21 protein-coding genes are annotated in these 22,823 nt (G+C 61.8%); 14 read left to right on the forward strand and 7 right to left on the reverse strand.

What is annotated here, in order from left to right; translation table 11 throughout:
* Positions 1 to 32: 32 nt before the first annotated feature.
* The 8 genes from AC1MDC_RS00365 to AC1MDC_RS00400 all read left to right on the forward strand — a co-directional run bounded on the left by AC1MDC_RS00365 (position 33) and on the right by AC1MDC_RS00400 (position 8,592).
* Positions 33 to 857 carry an ABC transporter substrate-binding protein gene (locus tag AC1MDC_RS00365; protein ID WP_480392230.1) on the forward strand — a complete coding sequence of 275 codons (825 nt, stop codon included), beginning with the start codon at positions 33 to 35 and terminating at the stop codon, positions 855 to 857.
* A 163-nt stretch (positions 858 to 1,020) separates the two neighbouring features.
* Positions 1,021 to 1,869: a polysaccharide deacetylase family protein gene (locus tag AC1MDC_RS00370; protein WP_480392231.1), complete on the forward strand. Its 849-nt coding sequence runs from the start codon at positions 1,021 to 1,023 to the stop codon at positions 1,867 to 1,869.
* Positions 1,862 to 2,752 carry a polysaccharide deacetylase family protein gene (locus AC1MDC_RS00375; protein WP_480392232.1) on the forward strand — a complete coding sequence of 297 codons (891 nt, stop codon included), beginning with the start codon at positions 1,862 to 1,864 and terminating at the stop codon, positions 2,750 to 2,752. The genes AC1MDC_RS00370 and AC1MDC_RS00375 overlap by 8 nt, the downstream gene beginning before the upstream one ends.
* A complete protein-coding gene (locus AC1MDC_RS00380) occupies positions 2,749 to 4,101 on the forward strand; it encodes an MmgE/PrpD family protein (RefSeq protein ID WP_480392233.1) in 1,353 nt (450 codons plus the stop codon). The genes AC1MDC_RS00375 and AC1MDC_RS00380 overlap by 4 nt, the downstream gene beginning before the upstream one ends.
* Positions 4,102 to 4,118: 17 nt before the next feature.
* The gene (locus AC1MDC_RS00385) at positions 4,119 to 5,297 is read left to right on the forward strand and encodes an MFS transporter (protein WP_480392234.1); all 1,179 of its coding nucleotides are present in this window, start codon (positions 4,119 to 4,121) and stop codon (positions 5,295 to 5,297) included.
* Positions 5,298 to 5,453: 156 nt separating this feature from the next.
* Entirely contained in the window at positions 5,454 to 6,140 is a 687-nt protein-coding gene (locus tag AC1MDC_RS00390) for an HPP family protein (protein ID WP_227232629.1), read from the forward strand.
* 190 nt (positions 6,141 to 6,330) lie between these two features.
* Positions 6,331 to 7,437, forward strand: a complete 1,107-nt coding sequence (locus AC1MDC_RS00395) for an enoyl-CoA hydratase/isomerase family protein (RefSeq protein ID WP_480392235.1) — start codon at positions 6,331 to 6,333, stop codon at positions 7,435 to 7,437.
* Between the two features lie 3 nt (positions 7,438 to 7,440).
* Positions 7,441 to 8,592, forward strand: a complete 1,152-nt coding sequence (locus AC1MDC_RS00400; RefSeq protein ID WP_039768643.1) for an acyl-CoA dehydrogenase family protein — start codon at positions 7,441 to 7,443, stop codon at positions 8,590 to 8,592.
* A 100-nt stretch (positions 8,593 to 8,692) separates the two neighbouring features.
* On the opposite strand, the gene AC1MDC_RS00405 is transcribed toward AC1MDC_RS00400, so the two are convergent.
* The 6 genes from AC1MDC_RS00405 to AC1MDC_RS00430 form a co-directional block, all read right to left on the reverse strand.
* Entirely contained in the window at positions 8,693 to 9,466 is a 774-nt protein-coding gene (locus tag AC1MDC_RS00405; RefSeq protein ID WP_480392236.1) for an enoyl-CoA hydratase, read from the reverse strand.
* A 14-nt stretch (positions 9,467 to 9,480) separates the two neighbouring features.
* Positions 9,481 to 10,608 carry an acyl-CoA dehydrogenase gene (locus AC1MDC_RS00410; protein ID WP_480392237.1) on the reverse strand — a complete coding sequence of 376 codons (1,128 nt, stop codon included), beginning with the start codon at positions 10,606 to 10,608 and terminating at the stop codon, positions 9,481 to 9,483.
* Positions 10,609 to 10,628: 20 nt separating this feature from the next.
* Positions 10,629 to 11,819: an acetyl-CoA C-acyltransferase gene (locus AC1MDC_RS00415; RefSeq protein WP_085702021.1), complete on the reverse strand. Its 1,191-nt coding sequence runs from the start codon at positions 11,817 to 11,819 to the stop codon at positions 10,629 to 10,631.
* Positions 11,820 to 11,831: 12 nt separating this feature from the next.
* Entirely contained in the window at positions 11,832 to 12,593 is a 762-nt protein-coding gene (locus AC1MDC_RS00420; RefSeq protein ID WP_227232633.1) for an SDR family NAD(P)-dependent oxidoreductase, read from the reverse strand.
* A 16-nt stretch (positions 12,594 to 12,609) separates the two neighbouring features.
* On the reverse strand, positions 12,610 to 14,274 hold the full coding sequence (locus AC1MDC_RS00425; protein WP_480392238.1) for an AMP-binding protein: 1,665 nt from the start codon (positions 14,272 to 14,274) through the stop codon (positions 12,610 to 12,612).
* 268 nt (positions 14,275 to 14,542) lie between these two features.
* A complete protein-coding gene (locus AC1MDC_RS00430) occupies positions 14,543 to 15,556 on the reverse strand; it encodes an AraC family transcriptional regulator (RefSeq protein ID WP_480392239.1) in 1,014 nt (337 codons plus the stop codon).
* A gap of 180 nt (positions 15,557 to 15,736) precedes the next feature.
* On the opposite strand from AC1MDC_RS00430, the gene efeU reads away from it, so the two are divergent.
* Genes efeU through efeO (AC1MDC_RS00450) form a run of 4 tightly spaced genes read left to right on the forward strand, consistent with a single transcriptional unit; the run spans position 15,737 to position 19,945 of the window.
* Entirely contained in the window at positions 15,737 to 16,576 is an 840-nt protein-coding gene (gene efeU, locus AC1MDC_RS00435; protein WP_085696065.1) for an iron uptake transporter permease EfeU, read from the forward strand.
* Positions 16,577 to 16,584: 8 nt separating this feature from the next.
* The gene (gene efeO / locus AC1MDC_RS00440; protein ID WP_480392240.1) at positions 16,585 to 17,784 is read left to right on the forward strand and encodes an iron uptake system protein EfeO; all 1,200 of its coding nucleotides are present in this window, start codon (positions 16,585 to 16,587) and stop codon (positions 17,782 to 17,784) included.
* Positions 17,785 to 17,801: 17 nt separating this feature from the next.
* Positions 17,802 to 19,100 (forward strand): iron uptake transporter deferrochelatase/peroxidase subunit, encoded by a 1,299-nt coding sequence (gene efeB, locus AC1MDC_RS00445; RefSeq protein ID WP_480392241.1) that lies wholly within the window; start codon positions 17,802 to 17,804, stop codon positions 19,098 to 19,100.
* A 20-nt stretch (positions 19,101 to 19,120) separates the two neighbouring features.
* Positions 19,121 to 19,945, forward strand: a complete 825-nt coding sequence (gene efeO, locus AC1MDC_RS00450; protein WP_480392242.1) for an iron uptake system protein EfeO — start codon at positions 19,121 to 19,123, stop codon at positions 19,943 to 19,945.
* Positions 19,946 to 20,095: 150 nt separating this feature from the next.
* Here the strand turns inward: efeO (AC1MDC_RS00450) and pssA are convergent, their stop codons facing one another.
* Positions 20,096 to 21,439, reverse strand: a complete 1,344-nt coding sequence (gene pssA / locus AC1MDC_RS00455; protein ID WP_480392243.1) for a CDP-diacylglycerol--serine O-phosphatidyltransferase — start codon at positions 21,437 to 21,439, stop codon at positions 20,096 to 20,098.
* A 269-nt stretch (positions 21,440 to 21,708) separates the two neighbouring features.
* Between pssA and AC1MDC_RS00460 the strand changes: the two genes are divergently transcribed.
* Both AC1MDC_RS00460 and AC1MDC_RS00465 read left to right on the forward strand, forming a co-directional pair.
* Complete coding sequence (locus tag AC1MDC_RS00460; protein WP_480392244.1) at positions 21,709 to 22,275, forward strand: TetR/AcrR family transcriptional regulator; 567 nt, start codon at positions 21,709 to 21,711, stop codon at positions 22,273 to 22,275.
* A 53-nt stretch (positions 22,276 to 22,328) separates the two neighbouring features.
* Positions 22,329 to 22,808 (forward strand): nuclear transport factor 2 family protein, encoded by a 480-nt coding sequence (locus AC1MDC_RS00465; RefSeq protein WP_480392245.1) that lies wholly within the window; start codon positions 22,329 to 22,331, stop codon positions 22,806 to 22,808.
* The last annotated feature ends 15 nt before the right edge of the window (positions 22,809 to 22,823 follow it).

Raw genomic sequence — 22,823 nt, forward strand, 5'->3', positions numbered from 1 at the left:
TTGGCCTTCACAACACTCATAAGAGAACGTCCATGAAGAACTTCGTCATTCCAGCAGTACTCACCTCCCTCATGTCTTGCGGTTTCGCCGTGGCCGCCGACTTGCCGGCCAGCATCAAGGAGAAAGGCGAGATCGTCGTCGCGATCATGCCCAACTATCCGCCGATGGATTTCAAGGACCCGGCCACCAACAAGCTCACCGGCCTTGACTACGACCTGGGCAACGCCCTGGCCGAACGCCTCGGGGTCAAGATCAAGTGGCAGGAAACCGGCTTCGAGCAAATGATCAACGCCCTGACCACCGAACGCGTGGACATGGTCCTGTCGGGCATGACCGACACCGCCGAGCGTCAGGCCAGCGTGACCTTCGTCGACTACTTCACCAGCGGCCCGCAGTTCTACACCTTGCAGAAAAACACCGCGACCAACGAGATCATCGACCTGTGCGGCAAGAAAGTCGGCACCAGCCGCCGCACCACCTTCCCGTCGGAAATTGCCGAATGGAGCAAGGCCAACTGTGAAGCGGCCGGCAAGCCTGCGATCAACGTGGTCGGCACCGAAGGCTCGGCCGACGCCCGCGCCCAACTGCGCCAGAGCCGCATTGATGCGGCGATGCAGGGCAGCGAAACCCTGTCGTACCTCAAGACCCAGGAAAAGGACATGTACAAAACGGTCGGCCAACCGATCTCCGTGCAGTTCACCGGGCTGGGAGTGAGCAAGAAGAAGCCTGAGCTTAGTGAAGCCGTGAAAGTGGCGCTGCAGAGCATGGTGGATGACGGCAGCTACAACGCGATCCTGAAGAAGTGGGATCTGGAACTGGGTGCGATCAAGGAAGTGACCATTAACGCAGGCAAGTAATCCGGTCAGCGCCACCTTTCCATTGTGGGAGCGAGCTTGCTCTGGGCGGCATTCCGACGAAGTCAGTGTGTCATTCACCAGAGATGTCGACTGACATGGCCTCATCGCGAGCAAGCTCGCTCCCACAGGTACAGCGTACGTCCCTACATGTGTGGAGCGCCCAATGCTCAGTTCACCCCAACCCGCCTGGCCCGCCCAGCACAAAGCCTGCCTGGCCCTGGCCTTCGACCTCGACGGCCCGACCGGCGATGCCATGCTCAACAACTCGATCTGGCACAAACCCGAGTATTTCGGCTTCGGCGGCTACGGCCCTTACCGCGCCCTGCCGCGCCTGCTGGATCTGCTCGACACCTTCAAGATCCCGACCACCTTCTTCGTCCCCGCGTGGGTCGTGGAAAACTGGCCGAAACAATGCCAGGCCATCGTCGAACGCGGCCATGAAGTCGCCTACCACGGCTATAAGCACGAATCCTTCTACGCCCTGACGCTGGATCAGCAGCAGGCCGTGATGAACAAATCCCGCGACGTCTTCTGGCAATACCTGCACATCCGCGCCGAGGGCTTTCGCACGCCGTCCGGTGACTGGCGCGCCGAAACCCCGGCGATGCTGGCAGACAACGGCGTGATCTATTCCAGCAGCATGCGCGGCGACGATCGCCCGTATCTGGTCAACGTCCCCGGCCACGACACGCCGCTGGTGGAAATCCCCGGCCGCTGGGAAATGGACGACTACGCCTCCCTCGCCTACACCCGCGCACCGAACTTTCCGTCCGGGCTCGACCGCACCGCCAGCTACGAGCTGACCCTCGACAACTGGCAGCGCGAGTACGACGGCGCGATGGACGAAGGCCTGTGCCTGACCACCCTGTTCCACCCGAAAATCACCGGCAAACCGGGGCGCATCCTGTTGCTGGAGAAACTCTTCGAACACATGCGCCAACGCGATGACGTGTGGTTCGCCACCTGCCGCGACGTCGCACGCTGGTGGCTGAAGGAGCATCACCATGGCTGACGCGAATAATCTCTGGCCTGCCGGTAAACGCTGCGCAGTGGTGCTGACCGTCGATTACAACGATATCCACGGCATTCTCACCCAGGCCCCGGAAGTCGCCGGGCGCGACAAGACGCTGTCGGTGTGGCGCTACGGCACCCAACGCGGCGTCGAGCGTTTGCTCGGCCTTTTCAGGGAACTCGGGGTGCGCAGCAGCTGGTTCGTGCCCGGCATCGTCGCCGAGGAAAACCCGCAGCATATCGTCGCGATCCAGGCTGACGGCCATGAAATCGCCTGCGCCGGCTACCGCCATCAGGATTACGACACGCTGGATCTGGCGACACAAAGCGCAGAGGTCGCCAAGGGTTGTGCTGCGCTGGAAGCCTTGACCGGCGTGCATCCCAGCGGATTCCGGATCCCTGCGGGCAACGGCGCGCCGGGCTTCATCGAAGCCTTGAAAGATCACGGCATTCACTGGTCGTCATCATGGCGCGGCGATGACCTGCCGTTCCTTCATCCAACCGCGCCTGAAGTCGTCGAGTTGCCGTTGCATTACGAACTGGAAGACGAACCCTATTTCGCCTTCAACCTGAGCCCGGCCGTGCCGCCGGCGCAATCGCGGATCGCCTCCTACAGCCACACCCTGGGCAACCTGCAAATGGACTTCGCCGGATTTCACCGCTTCGGCCTGTGCTACGTGCTGCGCCTGCATCCGGAAATCATTGCCACGCCGGGGCGCATCGGCGTGCTGCGCGAATTGCTGCAAGGCATTCAGCAGCATGACGACGTGTGGATCGCCACCGGCGCCGAAGTCGCGCAGTGGTGGGCACAAACGGCGGCGCCGGTCGCGCAGGATCATCCGGCGTCGGTGTATGAACGCCATTATCGGGACTACCTCGTATGACGGAACGCATGCAGCGGCTGGCGCAGTTTTGCGTCGAGACCCGGTTTGAAGACCTGCCGCCGGCGTTGGTGGAACAGGCCAAACGGCACATTCTCGACACCTTCGGCGCAGCACTGGCCGGGGCCGACAGTGCGGTAGCGCTTCAGGCACGGCAGGTGTTCGCTGCAGAGCCGGGCACCGCGCGGGTCTGGGGTTCGTCACTGCGCGTCGGCGCGGGGCATGCGGCGTTGCTCAATGGCATCGCTGCCCACGCGCTGGAACTGGACGACACCGGCGGTTGCGACCACTCCGGCGCGGTGGTGTTGCCGGCAGTGATGGCGGCGCTATCGCTGGTGGATCGGCCGGTAGACGGTCGCGAGTTCATCACCGCCGTGGTGATCGGCTACGAAATCGGCCGGCGGGTGCTGGAAGCCTGCGGCAGTTATTCGGCGCACAACGGCGCCGGCTGGCATTCCACCGCCACCTGCGGCGTGTTCGGCGCGGCGGCGGCCTGTGCGCGGATCTTTGCGCTGGATGTCGGGCAAACCGTATCGGCGCTCGGCATCGCCGGCAGTTTCAGCGGTGGGTTGTGGGCGTTCATCCATGACGGTTCGCAAAGCAAGAAACTGCACAGCGGCCGTGCGGCCGAGGGCGGTTTGCTCGCGGCGCGTTTTGCTCGCGAAGGTGTCAGTGGGCCGTCGATGTTGTTCGAGGATGTCTGGGGTGGTTTTCTTAAAACCCTCGCGCCGGGCAGTGCGCAGCCGGATGCGCTGAATGCTGATTTGCAACGGGTCTGGAAACTCGCGCGCTGTTCGATCAAACCCTATGCCGCGTGTCGTGGCACTCATTCGGCCATCGATGCGCTCGGCTTGTTGCTGGAGCAATTACAGGTCGGCGCGGATCAGGTGGAAGACGTCCAGGTGAGTTTGTGCGGGTTTCTGCTCGACATGTGCGGCGGTCGCGACACCCGAAGTCTGGCCGCTGCGCAGATGAGCCTGCCCTACGCCCTCGCCGCGCGACTGGTACACGGTCATTGCCGGTTGGAGGCTTATGACGAACAGCCACGCAACGATCCGCGCATTGCCCACTGGCTGACGCGCATTCGCCTTGAAGTGGATGAGCGACTGTCGGAGGATGGCGAGCCGGTAGTCGTCGTTCGAACCCGCGACGGGCGCGAAGCAAGCCTGTGTGTCGAGGTGCCGCTGGGCGCGCCGGGTAATCCGCTGAGTGAGGCGGCGCTGGAGGAAAAGTTTTTCAGTCTGGCGTTGCGGGTGATTTCACCGCTCAAGGCCGAGCCGCTATTTGCGCAGCTACGACAGCTGCAAACGCTGGATTCCGTGCGCGATCTCGAGCACCTGTTAACCGAATAAGGACATTTGATTTTCCCGTGGCCACCTACTCGCTCGTTATCCGCCGCCTGATGATCGTCTCGCTGACCATCGTCGTCAGCCGCGCCATCACCAGTCCGTTGCTCACACTGTTCTTGAGCAACAAGCTCGGCCTCAACCAACAGGACGTCGGATTGTTGCTGGGCATCGCGGTGTTTATCGCCACCCTGCTTGCGCTGTACGGCGGTTACATCATCGACCGGCTCGAGAAGCGGCGGTTGCTGATTCTGGCGATGCTCTCCAGTGCCATCGGCTTCGTGCTGCTGACCTTCGCCAAAGATCTGTACCTGACCACCCTGACGCTGGTCATTACTGAAACCGCCTCGGCGCTGTTCCTGATCGGCTCCAAGGCGATCCTCAGTGAAAACCTGCCCATGGGCCAGCGGGCCAAGGCGTTCTCGCTGCGCTACACCCTGACCAACATCGGCTACGCCACCGGCCCGATGCTCGGTGTGGTGATCGCCGGGGTGTATCCGATTGCGCCGTTCCTGATTGCTGCCGGCATCGCTTTCGGCAGCATCTTCCTGATGATCGGCATCCCGAAAGGCGCCAGTCCGGTCGCCGCCATCGGCCAGCCGCAGAGCTTCCTGAAAACCCTGATCACCCTGAAAAACGACCGCACGCTCATCATGTTCACTTGCGGTTGCCTGCTCAGCACCGTGGTTCACGGGCGTTTCACGTTATACCTGTCGCAATACCTGCTGGTGGTCGAAGACTCGCAGCGAGCCCTGCAAACCATGGCCGCCCTGCTCGCCTGCAACGCCATCGCGGTGATCCTGTTGCAGTACCAGATCGGCCGCTTTCTCAACCGGGAAAAACTGCGCTACTGGATCGCCGCCGGCACCAGCCTGTTCATCCTCGGCCTGATCGGCTTCAGCCTGGCCGACAGCCTGGTGACCTGGTGCATCGCCATGTTCATCTTCACCCTTGGCGAGATGATCATTTACCCGTCGGAATTCCTGTTCGTCGACACCCTGGCCCCGGAGGAACTGCGCGGCAGCTATTACGGCGCGCAGAATCTGGCGGCGCTGGGCGGCGCTTTGAGCCCGGTGATTTGCGGTTTCCTGCTGATGCATACGCCGGCGCCGACGATGTTCTACGCCCTCAGCGCACTGACCGCGCTAGGTGGTTTTCTGTGTTTCATGAGCGGGCGGCGCGTGGCTTTACTGCATAAATAATGCACTGAAACTGCATTTATATGAATTTGTCAGCATCGTGATTGCTTGGCACACTGTGCGCGTTCCTCCCCCAATAGTTGGAACTCTTCGAAGGACTTTCCGCGTTTACGGACAGTCCTTTTTTTTGCCCTGAATTTCACAAAGGATCGAATCTGCATGCTCGCTCGCTGGTTGCCCGCCGCCATCAACACCCGCCCCACCGAATGGAGCCGCGCCGCCATCGGTATGGCGCTGGGCACGTTGTTCAGCGTGTGGGCATGCAGTCAGGTGTTCGGCATTGAAGTGGCCTACCACCTGATCGGCCCGCTGGGCGCTTCGGCGGTGCTGCTGTTCGCGGTGTCGTCCGGCGCACTCGCCCAGCCTTGGTCGATCATCGGTGGCTACCTGTGCGCGGGTGTCGTCGCGTTGCTGGTGGCCCACGTCCTCGGCCGAACCCTGGGCAGCGCCTGCCTCGCGGCGGGCATGGCGCTGATCCTGATGTGCTGGCTGCGCTGCCTGCATCCACCGGCCGGCGCCGTCGCGTTGACCATGGTGCTGGCCGACCCGATGACCATCGCCATGGACTGGAAAGCCCTGGAACCGGTGATGCTCAGCGCCGCATGCCTGCTGCTGGCCGCACTGGCCTACAACAACCTCACCCGCATCCGCTACCCGAAACGCCCCGCCGAACCGGCGCCGGCCGTAGCGCCGGTGGATATTCAGTCCATCACGGCCGAGGATCTGAAACGGGCGCTGGCGGACATGGAGGCGTTCATCGATGTCACACCGGAGGATCTGGAGCAGCTGATTCATGCCAGTGAATTGCATGCCAGGCGGCGGAGCATTGGCCAGGTGTTCAGCTGAACCAGGAGCCCGCGCCTGTCAGCGTTGTCGATTGAAAAGAAGCGGCGATCCCGTGCATTTGGCCTAAGGCAAAAATGCAGACAGCCCGTGCACATATCCCCGTTGTACACGGCAAATTTGCACTGTTACGATCCGGTAACGCTCGCGCGCGAGCTTCTCGAATAAAGACAATAAAAGCAGGGAGTTAGTGATGACTGCTCAGGCTTCATCCCCGCGGACTTCGTCCATGGATGCCACGCCACACGAAGTGTTGGCCGAGATTCGCAATCACATCGGTCATCTGACCCTCAACCGCCCCGCCGGTCTCAATGCCCTGACCCTCGACATGGTGCGCCAGCTCCAGCAACACCTGGACGCCTGGGCCGCTGATGCCGATATCCACGCGGTCACGCTGCGCGGTGCCGGCGAGAAAGCCTTCTGTGCCGGGGGCGACATTCGCTCCCTGTACGACAGCCATAAAAGCGGTGACACGCTGCACGAAGATTTCTTCGTCGAGGAATACGCCCTCGACCTGACGATCCACCACTACCGCAAACCGGTGCTGGCGCTGATGGACGGTTTCGTTCTCGGCGGCGGCATGGGTCTGGTGCAAGGCGCTGATCTGCGGGTGGTCACCGAGAAAAGCCGTCTGGCGATGCCGGAAGTGGCGATCGGGTATTTCCCGGATGTCGGTGGCAGCTATTTCCTGCCGCGCATTCCCGGTGAGCTGGGGATTTACCTGGGTGTCAGCGGCGTGCAGATCCGGGCGGCGGATGCGCTGTATTGCGGCCTCGCTGACTGGTATCTGGACAGCAGCAAACTCGGCACCCTCGACGAACAGCTCGACCAGTTGCAGTGGCACGACACGCCGCTGAAAGACCTGCAAAACCTGCTGGCCCGCCACGCGGTGCAAACCTTGCCGGATGCGCCGCTTGAAGCCTTGCGCCCGGCCATCGATCACTTCTTTGCCTTGCCTGACGTGCCGAGCATCGTTGAGCAACTGCGCGCCGTGACCGTCGCCGACAGTCACGAATGGGCGACCACCACCGCCGACCTGCTGGAAACCCGTTCGCCGCTGGCGATGGGCGTGACCCTGGAAATGCTCCGTCGCGGCCGGCACCTGAGCCTGGAACACTGCTTCGCCCTCGAACTGCATCTGGATCGCCAGTGGTTCGAGCGCGGCGACCTGATCGAAGGCGTGCGTGCCTTGCTGATCGACAAAGACAAATCACCGCGCTGGAACCCGCCGACGCTTGCTGCGCTGCACGCCGAGCACATCGCGAGTTTCTTCCACGGTTTTGAAGAGAGCGGGAGCTGAGCCATGCACGATCTCGAATTGACTGAAGACCAGGTAATGATCCGCGACATGGCCCGGGACTTTGCCCGTGGCGAAATCGCGCCACACGCGCAAGCCTGGGAAAAGGCCGGCTGGATCGATGACGGTCTGGTGGCGAAGATGGGTGAACTCGGCCTGCTGGGCATGGTAGTGCCGGAAGAATGGGGTGGCACTTACGTCGACTACGTGGCTTATGCGCTGGCGGTGGAAGAAATTTCCGCCGGTGACGGCGCGACCGGCGCGTTCATGAGCATTCACAACTCGGTGGGTTGTGGGCCGGTGCTCAATTACGGCAGCGAAGAACAGAAACAGACCTGGCTGGCGGATCTGGCCAGCGGCGCGGTGATCGGCTGCTTCTGCCTGACCGAACCCCAGGCCGGCTCCGAAGCGCACAATTTGCGCACCCGCGCCGAACTGCGCGACGGGCAATGGGTGATCAACGGCGCCAAGCAATTCGTCAGCAACGGCAAGCGGGCGAAACTGGCAATCGTGTTTGCGGTGACCGATCCGGATCTCGGCAAGCGCGGCATCTCGGCGTTTCTGGTGCCGACCGATACGCCGGGTTTCATCGTCGACCGCACCGAACACAAGATGGGTATCCGCGCCTCCGACACCTGCGCGGTGACGCTGAACAATTGCAGCATTCCTGAAGCAAATCTGTTGGGTGAACGCGGTAAAGGTTTGGCGATTGCCCTCTCCAACCTGGAAGGCGGACGCATCGGCATTGCCGCGCAAGCATTGGGCATCGCCCGTGCGGCATTCGAAGCGGCGCTGGGTTACGCCCGTGATCGGGTGCAGTTCGGCAAGGCCATTGTCGAACATCAGAGCATCGCCAATCTGCTGGCGGACATGCAGATGCAGATCAACGCGGCACGCTTGATGATTCTGCACGCCGCGCGACTGAGAACAGCGGGTAAGCCGTGTCTGTCGGAGGCTTCGCAGGCCAAGCTGTTTGCTTCGGAAATGGCTGAGAAGGTGTGCTCGTCAGCGATTCAGATTCATGGCGGGTACGGGTATCTGGAGGATTACCCGGTGGAGAAGTATTACCGGGATGCGCGGATTACCCAGATTTATGAAGGGTCCAGCGAAATACAGCGGATGGTGATTGCGCGAGAGTTGAAGAACTACCAGCTCTAAAAGCTTCGCGAGCAAGCTCTGCTCCCACAGGGATTGGTGTAAACCTCAGATCCAATGTGGGAGCTGGCTTGCCAGCGATGGCGTCAGTGAATACGCCGCGTTACTTGCCCTGGAACTCCGGCGACCGCTTGGCCACAAACGCCGCCATGCCTTCCTTCTGATCCTGCGTCGCAAATGCCGCATGGAACACCCGACGCTCGAAACGCACGCCTTCATTCAGGTTCACTTCGAACGCGCGGTTGACGCTTTCCTTGACCATCATCGCAATCGGCAACGATTTGCTGGCGATCACCGCTGCGACTTTCAGCGCTTCATCCAGCAATTCATCGCTCGGCACGATGCGCGCGACGATGCCGCAACGCTCGGCTTCCACCGCGTCGATCAAACGTCCGCTCAGGCACATCTCCATCGCTTTGGCCTTGCCTACAGCGCGGGTCAGGCGCTGGGTGCCGCCCATGCCCGGCAGCACGCCGAGGTTGATTTCAGGCTGGCCGAACCTGGCGTTGTCGCCAGCCAGGATGAAGTCGCACATCAGCGCCAGTTCACAGCCGCCGCCGAGAGCAAAACCGTTGACCGCAGCGATGATTGGTTTGCGGCGGTTAGCCACGCGGTCGCTGTCGCTGAACAGGTCGTCCATGTAGATCTGCGGGTAGGTCAGATCAGCCATTTCCTTGATGTCGGCGCCGGCGGCAAAGGCTTTGGTCGAGCCGGTGATGACGATGCAACCAATGTTTGCGTCGGCTTCGAAACCATCGAGCGCGCGGTTCACTTCGCTGACCAGTTGCGCGTTGAGGGCATTCAGCGCCTGCGGGCGATTGAGGGTGATCAGGCCGACGCGGCCATGGGTTTCCAGCAAGATCGTTTCGTAACTCATGTGCAGATTCCTTCTCAAAGATTGCGCGAAATGACCATGCGCTGAATGTCGCTGGTGCCTTCGTAGATCTGGCAGACCCGCACGTCGCGGTAGATGCGCTCCAGCGGGAAGTCGTTGAGGTAACCGTAACCGCCGAGGGTTTGCAAGGCCATGGAGCAGACCTTCTCGGCCATTTCCGAGGCGAACAGCTTGGCCATCGACGCTTCGACCAGCGCCGGATGACCGCTGTCACGCAGGGCGGCGGCGTAGTGCACCATCTGCCGCGCCACGGCGATCTGGGTCGCCATGTCCGCCAGGCGGAACGCCACAGCCTGATGCTCGATGATCGGCTTGCCGAAGCTGTCGCGCTCGCGGGCATAATCACGGGCGGCTTCGAACGCGGCGCGGGCCATGCCCACCGCTTGCGAAGCGATGCCGACGCGGCCGCCTTCGAGGTTGGCCAGGGCGATCTTGTAGCCCTCGCCCTCCTCGCCCAAACGGTTGGCCACCGGCACTTTCACGTCTTCGAACAGGATCTGGCAGGTGTCCGAGGCGTGCTGGCCGAGCTTGTCTTCAACCCGGGCGACTTTGTAGCCCGGCGAGTCGGTCGGAACGATGAAGGCGCTGATCCCGCGCTTGCCGGCACTCGGGTCGGTGACCGCAAACACGATCACGACCCCGGCGTTCTGCCCGGAGGTGATGAACTGTTTGCAGCCGTTGAGCACATAGTGATCGCCTTCCCGCCGTGCACGGGTTTTCAGGCTGCTGGCGTCCGAGCCAGCCTGCGGCTCGGTCAACGCGAAAGCACCGAGCATCTCGCCGCTGGCCAGCGGTTTGAGGAAGCGCTCGCGCTGGTCGTCGTTGCCGAACTTGAGGATCGGCACGCAACCCACCGAGTTGTGCACGCTCATGATGGTCGAGCAGGCGCCGTCGCCGGCGGCGATCTCTTCCAGGGCCATGGCGTAGGCCAGGTAACCGGTGTCGCAACCGCCCCACTGCTCCGGCACCAGCATGCCGAAGAAGCCCAGTTCGGCCATTTCGCCGATGGCTTCTTTCGGGAAGCGATGCTCGCGGTCCCACTCGGCGGCGAACGGTTTCAGCCGTTCCTCGGCAAACTGCCGGGCCATGTCGCGGATTTGTTGTTGGTCATCGTTGGGAATCATGGCAAATCCTTAACTCGGGTTCAGACGCACTCGACGGCCATCGCCGTGGCTTCGCCGCCGCCGATGCAGATCGCCGCGACGCCGCGTTTCAGGCCTTTCTGGCGCAGGGCCGAGAGCAAGGTCACCAGAATCCGCGCGCCGGAGGCACCGATCGGATGGCCCAGGGCGCAGGCGCCGCCGTGGATGTTGAGTTTGTCGTGGGGGATTTCCAGATGGGTCATCGCCGCCATGCCGACCACGGCGAAGGCTTCGTTGACTTCGAACAGATCGACCTGATCCAGCGACCAGCCGGTTTTCTTCATCAGCTTCTTGATCGCGCCAATCGGTGCCACCGGGAACAGGCCCGGGGTGTCAGCGAAAGCTGCGTGGCCGTGAATCACCGCCAGCGGTTTCAGCCCCTGTTTCTGCGCTTGCGACTGACGCATCAGCACCAGTGCAGCGGCGCCGTCAGAGATCGAGCTGGAGTTGGCCGCGGTCACGGTGCCGCCCTCGCGGAACGCCGGTTTCAGCGAGGCAATCTTGTCCAGTTTGGCTTTCGGTGGCTGCTCGTCATTGCTGATCACCACTTGTTCCTTGCCGACCGTGACGGTCAGCGGGACGATCTCGGCCTTGAAGCTGCCGTCCTTGATCGCTTGCTGGGCGCGGGTGGTCGAGGCGATGGCGAAGGCGTCCTGAGCCTCGCGGCTGAAATCGTTGGTTTCGGCGCAGTCCTCGGCGAAGGTGCCCATCAGGCGGCCCTTGTCGTAGGCGTCTTCGAGGCCGTCGAGGAACATCGAATCGAGCACCCGGCCGTGGCCCATGCGGTAACCGGCACGGGCCCGGTCCAGCAGGTATGGCGCGTTGGACATGCTTTCCATGCCGCCGGCGATCACCACATCGGCGCTGCCGGCCAGCAGCATGTCGTGGGCCAGAATGGCGGTTTCCATGCCCGAGCCACACATTTTGTTGACGGTGGTGCAACGGGTGGATTTATCCAGCCCGGCGCCCAGCGCAGCCTGACGGGCAGGCGCCTGACCGAGACCGGCCGGCAGTACGCAGCCGAACAGCACTTCATCGACCGCGTCGGCGGCAATACCCGCGCGCTCAACCGCAGCCTTGATTGCAGCGGCGCCCAGTTGCGGCGCGGTCAGGCTTTTCAGTTCGCCCTGGAAACCGCCCATCGGGGTGCGGACAGCGCTGACGATGACAATCGGATCGTTGGAAATGGTCATGGAAAATCCTCCTTACTTGGCGGCCATGCGCAAGGCACCGTCGAGACGGATCACCTCGCCGTTGAGCATGCTGTTTTCAATGATATGCCGCACCAGCGCAGCGTACTCGGCAGGTTTGCCCAAGCGCGGCGGGAACGGCACGCCGGCGGCCAGCGAGTCACGCACTTCCGGGGTCATGCCGGCCATCATCGGGGTCTCGAAAATGCCCGGAGCAATGGTCATCACGCGGATACCGAAGCGCGCCAGCTCGCGGGCGGCAGGCAGGGTCAGGCTGGCGATGGCGCCTTTGGACGCGGAATACGCGGCCTGACCGATCTGGCCATCGAACGCCGCGACGGAGGCGGTGTTGATGATCACACCGCGCTCACCATCGGCGTTGGCTTCGCTTTCGGCAATCGCTGCCGCCGCCAGGCGCAGCATATTGAAGCTGCCGATCAGGTTGACGTTGATCACCTGAGCGAAGCTGGACAAGGCATGCGGGCCGTTCTTGCCGAGGATCTTTTCGCCACGGACGATGCCGGCGCAGTTCACCAGACCATTCAGGCTGCCGAAGGCTTTAACGGTCGCCTGCACGGCGGCTTCGGCGGCGGCTTCGTTGCTGATGTCGGCCACCACGCTTTGCGCGCCGAGGCGCTGGGCCTGGGCGGCAACGGCGTCGGCGTTCATGTCCACCAGCATCACTTTGGCGCCGGCGTTGACCAGCAATTCAGCGGTGGCGGCACCCAGGCCGGATGCGCCGCCGGTGACGATAAAAACCTTGTTCTCGATCTGCATGACAGTTTCCTTGGATTCAAGCTGAAACGTTGTGCGCCGCAGCCTCTTGAGCCTTGGCGATTTCCTGATTGCGCAAGATAAAGCGCTGCAATTTGCCGCTCGGGGTTTTCGGCAACTCGCTGACAAATTCGATTTCACGGGGGTACGAATGCGCGGCCAGACGTTTGCGCACGTGTTGGCGCAGTTCTTCGGCCAACGCCGGTTCGGCGCGGTATTGCGGGTTGAGCACGACAAAGGCTTTGACCAGTTCAGTGCGCTCCGGATCGGGTTTGCCGACCACTGCGGCTTCCACCACGGCCGGGTGTTCGATCAGTGCGCTTTCCACGTCGAACGGGCCGACCCGGTAGCCGGACGTGGTAATCACATCATCGCTGCGACCGACGAAGCTGATGCTGCCGTCCGGGTTCCACTCGACGGTGTCGCCGCTCAGGTAGTAATCGCCGACGAAGGCCTTGGTCGGTACGCCTTCGTAACCGGCGAACCAGCACATCGGCGACTGTGTGCGGTCGATGGCGAGAATGCCGGGCTGGCCGACGCCGAGCTCGTTATTCTGTTCGTCGAGCACCACGATGCGATGGCCCGGCGAGGCGAAACCGGCGGCGCCAACGTGGATCGGGTGTTCAAGGCCGTGATGGTTGCACAGCACCATGCCCAGCTCGGTCTGGCCGTAGTGGTCGTGAATGACCACGCCGAGATTGTCGGCGAACCAGCGAATCACTTCCGGGTTCAGCGGCTCGCCGGCGCTGCTGACGATGCGCAGCTTGCCCTTGATCGATTTGGCGAACTCGTCGCCGCCGGCAATCAGCAGACGATACGCGGTGGGCGAACCGGTGAGGTTGGTGATGCCGTACTTGTTGATCACCCGGCAAGTGCTTTCGAGGGTGAACGGGCCATCGTAGAACGTGATCGGATGGCCCATCGACAACGGGCCGGTCACGCCGAAATAGATGCCGTAGGCCCAGCCCGGATCAGCGACGTTCCAGAACGCATCTTCCGGGCGCAGATCCACGGCATCGCGGGTGTAGCTCTGGAACGCGACGATCGCCTTGAGCGGCACCGACAGCGCTTTCGACGGGCCAGTGGTGCCCGAGGTGAACATCAGCAGGAACGGGTCTTCGCCGGTCAGCATGACCGGTTCGCAGACATTGGAATGGTTGGCCAGCTCGGCCCAGAAACTGAAATCGCCACGGACGATGCCCTGACCTTTCGGACCGCCGACGGTGACCAGCGTCGGGCAGTCGGCGACTTCGGCGAGTTTCGGCCGGTTGACCGCATCGGTGACCACGACTTTGGCACCGGAACTGTTCAGGCGATGCTCAAGGGCTTTAGGGCCGAATGCAGTGAACAGCGGTTGATACACCGCACCGATGCGCCAGGTGGCGAACACGGTGATCAGCAATTCGATATTGCGCGGCAGCAGGCCGGCGACCTTGTCACCCTTCTGCACGCCCTGAGCCAGAAGGAAATTGGCGAACCGCGCGGCTTTGTCCTGCAGATCGCTGAACGTGTACGTCGCACTGGCGCCATCGCGGCCTTCCCAGAACAGCGCGATGCGCCCCGGCAGCGCGTGGCGGTCACAACATTCGACGCAGGCGTTGAGCGCCTCGAGCGTGCCGCTCAGTGCGGCGTCCACGGTGTGCTGATAATCAAACTGTGCGGTGGCAGACAAGTAATCGCGCATTGCCAGAATCCCTCTGTTCTTATTAGGTTGGGGAACCGTAAACAACAGAGGAATACTCGCGCCGCACGCCGACTGCGGCAATGGTCAAAGCCCTCAAAGTGGATGACTGGTTTGGCCAAGAATCCGGTTGCAACTGATCGTTCCCACGCTCTGCGTGGGAATGCAGCCCAGGACGCTCCGCGTCCCCTCCAGAGCTGGAACGCGGAGCGTCCCTTGAGGCATTCCCACGCAGAGCGTGGGAACGAGAATCAACGGTGGGAGGTGTGGGTCAGACCGCTTCGTTGAGAATCAAGCTGCGATAGTGCCCAGGATTGGTCCCCGACCACTTGCGAAACGCCTTGTAGAACGAACTCGCATCGGCAAACCCCAACCGCGTGGCGATCTCGGCAAAACTGATCGAAGGCTCCGCCAGCCAGGTGATTGCCAGCTCCTTGCGCACGCTGTCCTTGAGGCCCTGATAGGTCTGCCCTTCTTCCGCCAATCGCCGGCGCAGGGTCGAGGCCGACATGCACAGTTGCTGGGCAAGCGCATCGGTTTCCGGCCAGTGTTCGGCGGCCAGCTGCCGCAGATCCTGCTTGATCCGGCTCGCAAGGCTTTCCGGGTCGCGGTACTTGACCAGAATGTTGGCCGGGGCGTGGGCCAGGAAGCGCTTCAACTCCTCAGGACTGCGCTTGATCGGCAGATCCAGCACCTCGGCGGCGAAGATCATCCGCGTGCGTTGCCGGTCGAAGCGCAGGTTTTCCGAGAACATCACCCGATAGTCATCGCAGAAATCCGGCGCCGGGCAGCGCAGTTCGATAGCCAGGATCGGAATCCGCCGCCCCGCCAGCCAGCACGCCACGCCGTGGACGATCATCCAGTAAGTGAAATAGGTGAAGGCGCGGCGCGGTTGCGGGTCGTCTTCCAGCAGCACGATTTCCGCCAGGCTTTGCTGGCGCACCAGTTGCGCCGGCATGCGTTCGAGCATCAGCGACAGGAAATTCAAACCCGCGCCAAGCCCTGCGGCCAGATTCGGCTGGGCCATGGCACTGCGGCAAAGAAATTCCAGGCTGCCGGATTTCAGCTTGCGCGGGTCCATGCCAAAAAACTCATCATCGCCGCGCCGCGCCAACAGGCGCCATAACCGCGCGTACTGGCTGGCCGGCACACGCGCGTCGGTGGGCAGCAGCGCCGGATCGATCCCGACCTTGTTCAAGACTTCTTCCGTGGCCACGCCCGGGGCACAACTTTGCAGCAGTGCTTCGCGCACCAGTTGAATGGCGATGGTGTCTTTTTCCGACATGGAACGCGCGCAATCCTGGTTGTTGTTCGAGTGGCGGGCATCTTAGCGCAGCTGGCCGGACGTCGTGGATGTTCAGACTCGTTCAGCTGAGGTTCAGGTAAATGTCAATGAATGCCATGTGAGAATGACTTTCATTATGTTACAACTTGTAACCTCATTTCGTTACACAGTGATCGTCGAATGCTCGTTCCCTTTTTGATCATGTTGCGCGAAGGCATCGAAGCCGCGCTGATCGTTGGCATCATCGCCAGCTACCTGCAACAGACCGGCCGTGGCCAGTGGATGCCGGCGGTGTGGATCGGGGTGTTTCTCGCTGCTGCACTAGCGTTGCTGGTCGGTGGCGGCCTGGAACTGGTCAGTGCCGAATTCCCGCAAAAACAGCAGGAACTGTTCGAAGGCGTGGTCGGGCTGGTGGCCGTGGGCATTCTCAGTTCGATGGTGTTCTGGATGCGCAAGGTGGCGCGTTCGATCAAGCATTCGCTGCAAGCCTCTCTCGATCACGCACTGACTGCTTCGAAACATCAGGTCATCGCCCTGATCGCCATGGTGTTCTTTGCCGTGGCCCGGGAAGGTCTGGAAACCGTGTTTTTCCTGCTGGCCGTGTTTCAGCAAAGCGAAGGCCCGGCCGCGCCGATCGGCGCCCTGCTCGGCCTGATCCTCGCAATCATTGTCGGCTTCCTGATCTACAGCGGCAGCATGCGCCTGAACCTCTCGGCATTCTTCCGCTGGACCGGGCTGTTCATCCTCGTGGTCGCCGCCGGGATTCTCGCCAACTCGGTGCAGGCGCTGCATGAAGCCGGGGTCTGGAATCACCTGCAAACCGTGCTTTTCGACTTCAGCGCGACGCTGCCGATGGACGGCCCGCTGGGCTCGGTGCTGGCCGGCATGTTCGGTTATCAGGATGCGCCTACCGTCAGCACCCTCGGCGCATACCTGATTTACCTGGTGGTGGCGCTGGTGATGTTTTTCATGCCGGCGCCCAAGCCTGCCGCCCAATCGTCTTCCGTTTCCAGCCAATAAGGGCCTTCATGTCAAAGCCTGATATTCCTCAGAACTCGCCTCCCCGCGCCTTGCGCTGGGCGGTGGCCGGTTCGGTGGTCGTGATGATCGCCGCCGGTGGCCTGTTCTACTACGCCTCGAAAATGGCCGCCGCCAAACGTCAGCTCAACCGTGACGAAGTGGTGGTCAATATTCATCCCCACAGTTGCGAACCGAACGCCCTGACGGTGCCGGCCGGCCGCGCCAGTTTCCGCATCGTCAACCGCTCCGACCGGGCGGTGGAATGGGAAATCCTCGACGGCGTGCTGGTGATCGAAGAGCGCGAGAACATTGCGCCGGGCCTGAGCCAGGTGATCAACGCCAACCTGCAACCCGGCGACTACGCCATCACTTGCGGTCTGTTGAGCAACCCGCGCGGCACCCTGCACGTGACACCGACCGCCGCGTCGGATGCCGCCGCCAAGGCCAAGCCGCCGATGGTTGCCTTCGTCGGGCCGTTGTCGGAGTTCCGCGTGTACCTGGCCAGCCAGGGCAGCGCGTTGATCAAAGCGGTGACGGCGCTGAATCAAGCCATCGACAGCGGCGATCTGGCCCAGGCTCAGGCGCTGTATTTGCCGGCCCGCGCCGCCTATCAGCGTCTGGCCCCCGCCGCTCAACGCCTGGCCGAACTGGACAACAGCATCAACGCCCGCGCCGATTACTTCGAGAAACGCGAGCAGGATCCAGCCTTCGTCGGTTTCCATCGCCTTGAATACGCGCTGTTCCAGCAACGCAAACTCGACGGCCTGACGCCCATTGCCCAAGGCCTGCTCGACAACGTCACTACGTTGAAACAACAGCTGCTGGCCCAGTCGCTGCCGCCGGAGCAACTGGTGGAAATCGTCGTGCGCAACCTCAACACCCTCGCCGACGTGCGCGCCGCCAGCGGCGAAGAGGAGCGTTACAGCCACAGCGATCTCAACGGCTTCACGGCCAATCAGGAAACCGCGCACAAAGTCGTCGAACTGTTGCGCCCGCTGCTGAGCAAATCCGCCGCTGACCTGCTGCCGAAAATCGACAGCGCGATGGCTGATTTCGATACCACGCTGAACGGTTTCAAGGTCAAGGACGGCTACGCCAGTTACGACACCGTCAACGGTGAGCAACGCAAGCAGATCGCCGACAAGGCCAAGGCCCTGGCCGAGGCCCTCGACGCCATTGATCCCGCCCTCGGCCTCTCCGGCCTGTAAGCAGAAGACGAATACCGATGAACGATTCCGAACACTTCAACCTGCAACGTCGCCGCGTATTGATGGGGATGGGCGCCGCCGGTGTCGCACTGGCCGGCACGGCGTTGAGCTGCCCGGCAATGGCCGCCGCGCCTGCGCAAGTCACCGAAGCGCCGAGCAGCGACAAGACCCAGGATCACCACGACTTTCATGGCGTACACCAGAGCGGCATCGTCACCCCGCGCCCGGCGTCTGGCATGCTGGTGTCGTTCGATGTGCTGGCCAGCGACCGTGAAGACCTGGAGCGGCTGTTCCGTACCCTCAACGAGCGCATCGCGTTCCTGATGAAGGGCGGCCCGGTGGCGCAGATCGATCCGAAGTTGCCACCGCCGGATTCCGGCATCCTCGGCCCGGTGGTGACACCAGACAACCTGACCATCACCGTGTCTGTCGGCGAATCATTGTTCGATGAGCGCTTTGGTCTTGCGTCCGCCAAACCCAAGCGTCTGGTGCGCATGGTCGGCTTCCCCAACGATGCGCTGGAGGCCGATTGCTGCCACGGCGACCTGAGCCTGCAGTTCTGCTCCAACACCGCCGACACCAACATCCACGCCCTGCGCGACATCGTGAAGAACCTGCCGGATCTGCTGCTGGTGCGCTGGAAACAGGAAGGCAGCGTGCCGCCGCAAGCACCGGCCAAGCCCGCTATGCCGGCGCAATCAGCACGTAACTTCCTCGGTTTCCGCGACGGTTCGGCCAACCCGGATTCCAACGACGGCAAAGCCATGGATCGCATCGTCTGGGTGCAACCGGGCAGCGACGAACCGGCCTGGGCGGCCCACGGCAGTTATCAGGCGGTGCGGATCATCCGCAACTTCGTCGAACGCTGGGACCGCACGCCGTTGCAGGAACAGGAAAGCATCATCGGCCGAGTGAAAACCACCGGCGCGCCGATGGGCGCCAGCCATGAAACCGAAGTGCCGGATTACAGCAAGGACCCGCAAGGCAAGCTGACCAAGCTAGACGCGCACATCCGCCTGGCCAACCCGCGCACCGCCGCGAGCCAGGCCAACCTGATCCTGCGCCGGCCGTTCAACTACTCCAACGGCGTGAACAAGAACGGCCAGCTCGACATGGGCCTGCTGTTCATCTGTTACCAGGCCGACCTGGAAAAAGGCTTCATCACCGTGCAGACCCGCCTCAATGGCGAGCCGCTGGAGGAATACCTCAAGCCTGTCGGAGGCGGTTACTTCTTCACTCTGCCGGGTGTCACGGGCGACAAGGACTTCATCGGTCGCTCGCTGCTCGACGCTACTCAACCAAAAACAACTGCATAGCATTCAACAGGAGCGCCCCCATGAAAAAGACGCCACTCGCGTTATTGCTGACCCTTGGTTTGCTCAACATCCCGCTGTCGGCGTTCGCCGCGACCGCGCCACTGGACCTGGTGGGGCCGGTGTCGGACTACAAAATCTATGTCACCGAACAACTGGATGAACTGGCCAGCCACACCCAGCAGTTCACCGACGCCGTGAAGAAAGGCGACCTGACCACCGCGCAAAAGCTCTACGCGCCAACCCGCGTCTACTACGAGTCGATCGAGCCGATTGCCGAGTTGTTCAGTGACCTCGACGCCTCCATCGACTCCCGCGTCGACGACCACGAGAAAGGCGTGAAAGCCGAAGACTTCACCGGTTTCCACCGCATCGAATACTCGTTGTTCTCGGAAAAGAGCACCAAGGATCTGGATGCCCTGGCCGATGGCCTGAACAAGGACGTGAAGGACCTGCAAACCCGCGTCGCCGGTCTGACCTTCCCGCCGGAAAAAGTCGTCGGTGGCGCCGCTGCGCTGCTCGAAGAAGTCGCTGCGACCAAGATTTCCGGTGAAGAAGACCGTTACAGCCACACCGACTTGTACGACTTCCAGGGCAACATCGACGGCGCGAAAAAAATCGTCGACCTGTTCCGTCCGCAGATCGAGAAGCAGGACAAGGCCTTCGTCGCCAAAGTCGACAAGAACTTCGCCACCGTGGACAAGATCCTGGCCAAGTACAGGACCAAGGACGGTGGTTTCGAGACCTATGACAAAGTGAAGGACAACGACCGCAAGGCGCTGGTGGGCCCGGTCAATACCCTGGCCGAAGACCTGTCGACCTTGCGTGGCAAGCTCGGTCTGAACTGAGACTTGTAGCGCCTGTTCTACCCCTTTCGCGAGCAAGCTCGCTCCCACACCAGGTCTTTGTTGAACACAGAAATTGTGCTCAGCGAAGATCCAATGTGGGAGCGAGCTTGCTCGCGAAGGCATTTCTAGCGGCGCTGAAAATTCTGTGCCTTACAGAATGCGATAGAGCAACCGCTCGACCCGCACCCGGCTCACGCGCTTGAGGAACTTGGCGACCCCGGCCGGGTAATCCGGCAAGGCTTCCAGATCCTGGAAACGTGCGATCCGCGTGGTGTGTTCGAAGATGTTTTCCAGCTCCAGCCGGCGCGGTTCCAACCACTCGCCTTTCGGGTCATCGATCAGCAAGGCGTTTTCCAGATCGAGACGGAACGCCCGCGGGTTGAGGTTGTTGCCGGTCAGCAATGTGTAGCGCTGGTCGATCCACATGCCCTTGAGGTGATAGCTGTTGTCGCCTTCACGCCACAGGTGCAGGTTCAACTGGCCGCTGTCGATGTTGCGCTGATGCCGCTTGGCGAAACGGCGCAGGCTGATCTCGTACAAATACGGCAGCGCGGCAATCACCTTGAACGGCTCGCTCGGCGGGATGTAGAAGTCGTTGGCGGTCTTGTCGCCGACCACGATGTCGATCTTCACGCCGCGCGCCAGCGCCCGGTTGATCTCGCGGATCACCCCCAGCGGCAGGTTGAAGTACGGCGTGCAGATGGTCAGTTGCTTCTGCGCGCTGGCGATCAGCTCCAGAATCACCCGGTTCAGCGGGTTGTTCTTGCCCACACCCAGCAACGGGCTGACCGACAGGCCGGTATGCGCCGTGCTGCCGGCACTGGTGTCGTACGCCGCATATTTGAGACGGCTGCGCAGATCGCCGATGTCGTTGCGCAAGCTGCGAGTGGTCGGCAGGTTCGGCAGGTCGAGGCGGTGCACCGCTTTCGATTCGATCAGGCCGTGCTTGACCAGATGGTGCATCGAGTCCGCCAGTTCGCGGCTTTGCAGCACGTGATAACGGTCGAAACGGTACTTGTCGAATTTGTGCAGGTAAACGTTGTTCAGACTCGCACCGCTGTAGACCACGCAATCGTCGATCACGAAGCCTTTGAGGTGCAGCACGCCGAACAGCTCGCGGGTCTGCACCGGCACGCCATAGATCGGCACCTCGCTCTGGTGGGTGCGGGTCATTTCCTGATACCACGCCGAGTTGCCCGGCTGTTTGCCGGCGCCGATCAAGCCGCGTTGGGCCCGCAGCCAGTCGACGACCACCGCGATCTCGAGCTCTGGGCGCTTGAGTTTGGCGGCGTGCAAGGCATCAAGGATTTCCTGGCCGGCTTCGTCGTTTTGCAGATAGAGCGCGACGAGGTAGATGCGCTGGGTCGCCTGGGCGATTTTCTCCAGCAGGCAACGGCGGAAATCGGCGGCGGCGGGCAGGATCGTCACGGCCTCGGCGGTCAGCGGAAAGCTGCGCAGTTTGGGCAGCAGAGAGCGTTTGAAAAGCAACGGCATAGGGCTCGCAATGGGTCGAATCCGAAGAACCCGAGAGCTTACACCATCAACTCCTTCGGGTCTTGTGAGTGTCTGTAATGACTTGACTGATCGTTGATCATTCCCACGCTCTGCGTGGGAATGCCTCAAGGGACGCTCCGCGTTCCAGCTCTGGAAGGGACGCGGAGCGTCCCGGGCTGCATTCCCACGCGGAGCGTGGGAACGATCAAAGCAAGAACAATAGAAATAACTGCTTGACCAAGGAGAACGATCGTTCTACTGTTCACCACATGAACGAAATCACAAGCAACGACACAACCCGAGACATCATTCTGGATGTCACCGAAAAGTTGATCTACAAAAGTGGCATCGCTGCCACCGGCATGGATCTTCTGGTGAAAACCGCCGGTGTCTCCAGAAAAAGTATCTACCGCTACTTCGCCAACAAGGAGGAGTTGACCGTCGCCGCCCTGCAACGCCGCGACGTACGCTGGATGCACTGGTACAGAAGCGCCGTCGATCAGGCTGAAACCCCGGCCGACCGCCTGCTCAACCTGTTTACCGTGCTCAAGGCCTGGTTCGCCTCGGAAGGCTTTCGGGGCTGTGCCTTCATCAACACCAGCGGCGAGACGGGCGATCCCGAGGATCCGGTCCGCCTGGTCGCCAAGGACCACAAACAAAAGCTGCTCGACTACCTGTGCGAGCTGTGTACCGAACATGGTGCCGAGGAACCGCAACTGTTGGCCAAGCAGTTGCTGATCCTGATTGATGGCGCCATTACCGTAGCGCTTGTGATGGGTGATCACAGTGCCGCCGATAATGCGCAATGCATGGCGCGAAAGTTATTGGAGCTGTAACGCCTTAATAAGCCTGACAAGTTGTTTAACTGTTAATAGATCCGGAGACAAACATGTCTACTGCAGCCGAAGTTCGTCCGCCATTGCCACCCTTCAACCGTGAATCGGCCATTGAAAAAGTTCGTCTGGCCGAGGATGGCTGGAACTCCCGCGACCCGCATCGCGTGTCGCAGGCCTATACCCTGGACACCAAATGGCGCAACCGCGCCGAATTCGCCAACAACCGCGAAGAAGCCAAGGCCTTCCTGACCCGCAAATGGGCCAAGGAGCTGGATTACCGCCTGATCAAGGAACTCTGGGCTTACTCCGACACCCGCATCGCCGTGCGCTACGCCTACGAGTGGCGCGACGACTCGGGCAACTGGTTCCGCTCCTACGGCAACGAAAACTGGGAATTCGACGAGCACGGCCTGATGTTCCAGCGTTACGCCTGCATCAACGACATGCCGATCAAGGAAAGCGAACGCAAGTTCCACTGGCCACTGGGCCGGCGTCCGGATGATCATCCGGGGTTGTCTGAACTGGGTCTGTAATCACGGAGCCCGCCA

This window comes from Pseudomonas sp. 1 (genome assembly GCF_056626735.1).

Excerpts from the sequence above, each read along its gene's own strand:
- AC1MDC_RS00365 (WP_480392230.1), top strand. The coding sequence starts at position 33 with ATGAAGAACTTCGTCATTCCAGCAGTACTCACCTCCCTCATGTCTTGC.
- AC1MDC_RS00370 (WP_480392231.1), top strand. The coding sequence starts at position 1,021 with ATGCTCAGTTCACCCCAACCCGCCTGGCCCGCCCAGCACAAAGCCTGC.
- AC1MDC_RS00375 (WP_480392232.1), top strand. The coding sequence starts at position 1,862 with ATGGCTGACGCGAATAATCTCTGGCCTGCCGGTAAACGCTGCGCAGTG.
- AC1MDC_RS00380 (WP_480392233.1), top strand. The coding sequence starts at position 2,749 with ATGACGGAACGCATGCAGCGGCTGGCGCAGTTTTGCGTCGAGACCCGG.
- AC1MDC_RS00390 (WP_227232629.1), top strand. The coding sequence starts at position 5,454 with ATGCTCGCTCGCTGGTTGCCCGCCGCCATCAACACCCGCCCCACCGAA.
- AC1MDC_RS00395 (WP_480392235.1), top strand. The coding sequence starts at position 6,331 with ATGACTGCTCAGGCTTCATCCCCGCGGACTTCGTCCATGGATGCCACG.
- AC1MDC_RS00400 (WP_039768643.1), top strand. The coding sequence starts at position 7,441 with ATGCACGATCTCGAATTGACTGAAGACCAGGTAATGATCCGCGACATG.
- AC1MDC_RS00405 (WP_480392236.1), bottom strand. The coding sequence starts at position 9,466 with ATGAGTTACGAAACGATCTTGCTGGAAACCCATGGCCGCGTCGGCCTG.
- AC1MDC_RS00410 (WP_480392237.1), bottom strand. The coding sequence starts at position 10,608 with ATGATTCCCAACGATGACCAACAACAAATCCGCGACATGGCCCGGCAG.
- AC1MDC_RS00415 (WP_085702021.1), bottom strand. The coding sequence starts at position 11,819 with ATGACCATTTCCAACGATCCGATTGTCATCGTCAGCGCTGTCCGCACC.
- AC1MDC_RS00420 (WP_227232633.1), bottom strand. The coding sequence starts at position 12,593 with ATGCAGATCGAGAACAAGGTTTTTATCGTCACCGGCGGCGCATCCGGC.
- AC1MDC_RS00425 (WP_480392238.1), bottom strand. The coding sequence starts at position 14,274 with ATGCGCGATTACTTGTCTGCCACCGCACAGTTTGATTATCAGCACACC.
- AC1MDC_RS00430 (WP_480392239.1), bottom strand. The coding sequence starts at position 15,556 with ATGTCGGAAAAAGACACCATCGCCATTCAACTGGTGCGCGAAGCACTG.
- efeU (WP_085696065.1), top strand. The coding sequence starts at position 15,737 with ATGCTCGTTCCCTTTTTGATCATGTTGCGCGAAGGCATCGAAGCCGCG.
- efeO (WP_480392240.1), top strand. The coding sequence starts at position 16,585 with ATGTCAAAGCCTGATATTCCTCAGAACTCGCCTCCCCGCGCCTTGCGC.
- efeB (WP_480392241.1), top strand. The coding sequence starts at position 17,802 with ATGAACGATTCCGAACACTTCAACCTGCAACGTCGCCGCGTATTGATG.
- efeO (WP_480392242.1), top strand. The coding sequence starts at position 19,121 with ATGAAAAAGACGCCACTCGCGTTATTGCTGACCCTTGGTTTGCTCAAC.
- pssA (WP_480392243.1), bottom strand. The coding sequence starts at position 21,439 with ATGCCGTTGCTTTTCAAACGCTCTCTGCTGCCCAAACTGCGCAGCTTT.
- AC1MDC_RS00460 (WP_480392244.1), top strand. The coding sequence starts at position 21,709 with ATGAACGAAATCACAAGCAACGACACAACCCGAGACATCATTCTGGAT.
- AC1MDC_RS00465 (WP_480392245.1), top strand. The coding sequence starts at position 22,329 with ATGTCTACTGCAGCCGAAGTTCGTCCGCCATTGCCACCCTTCAACCGT.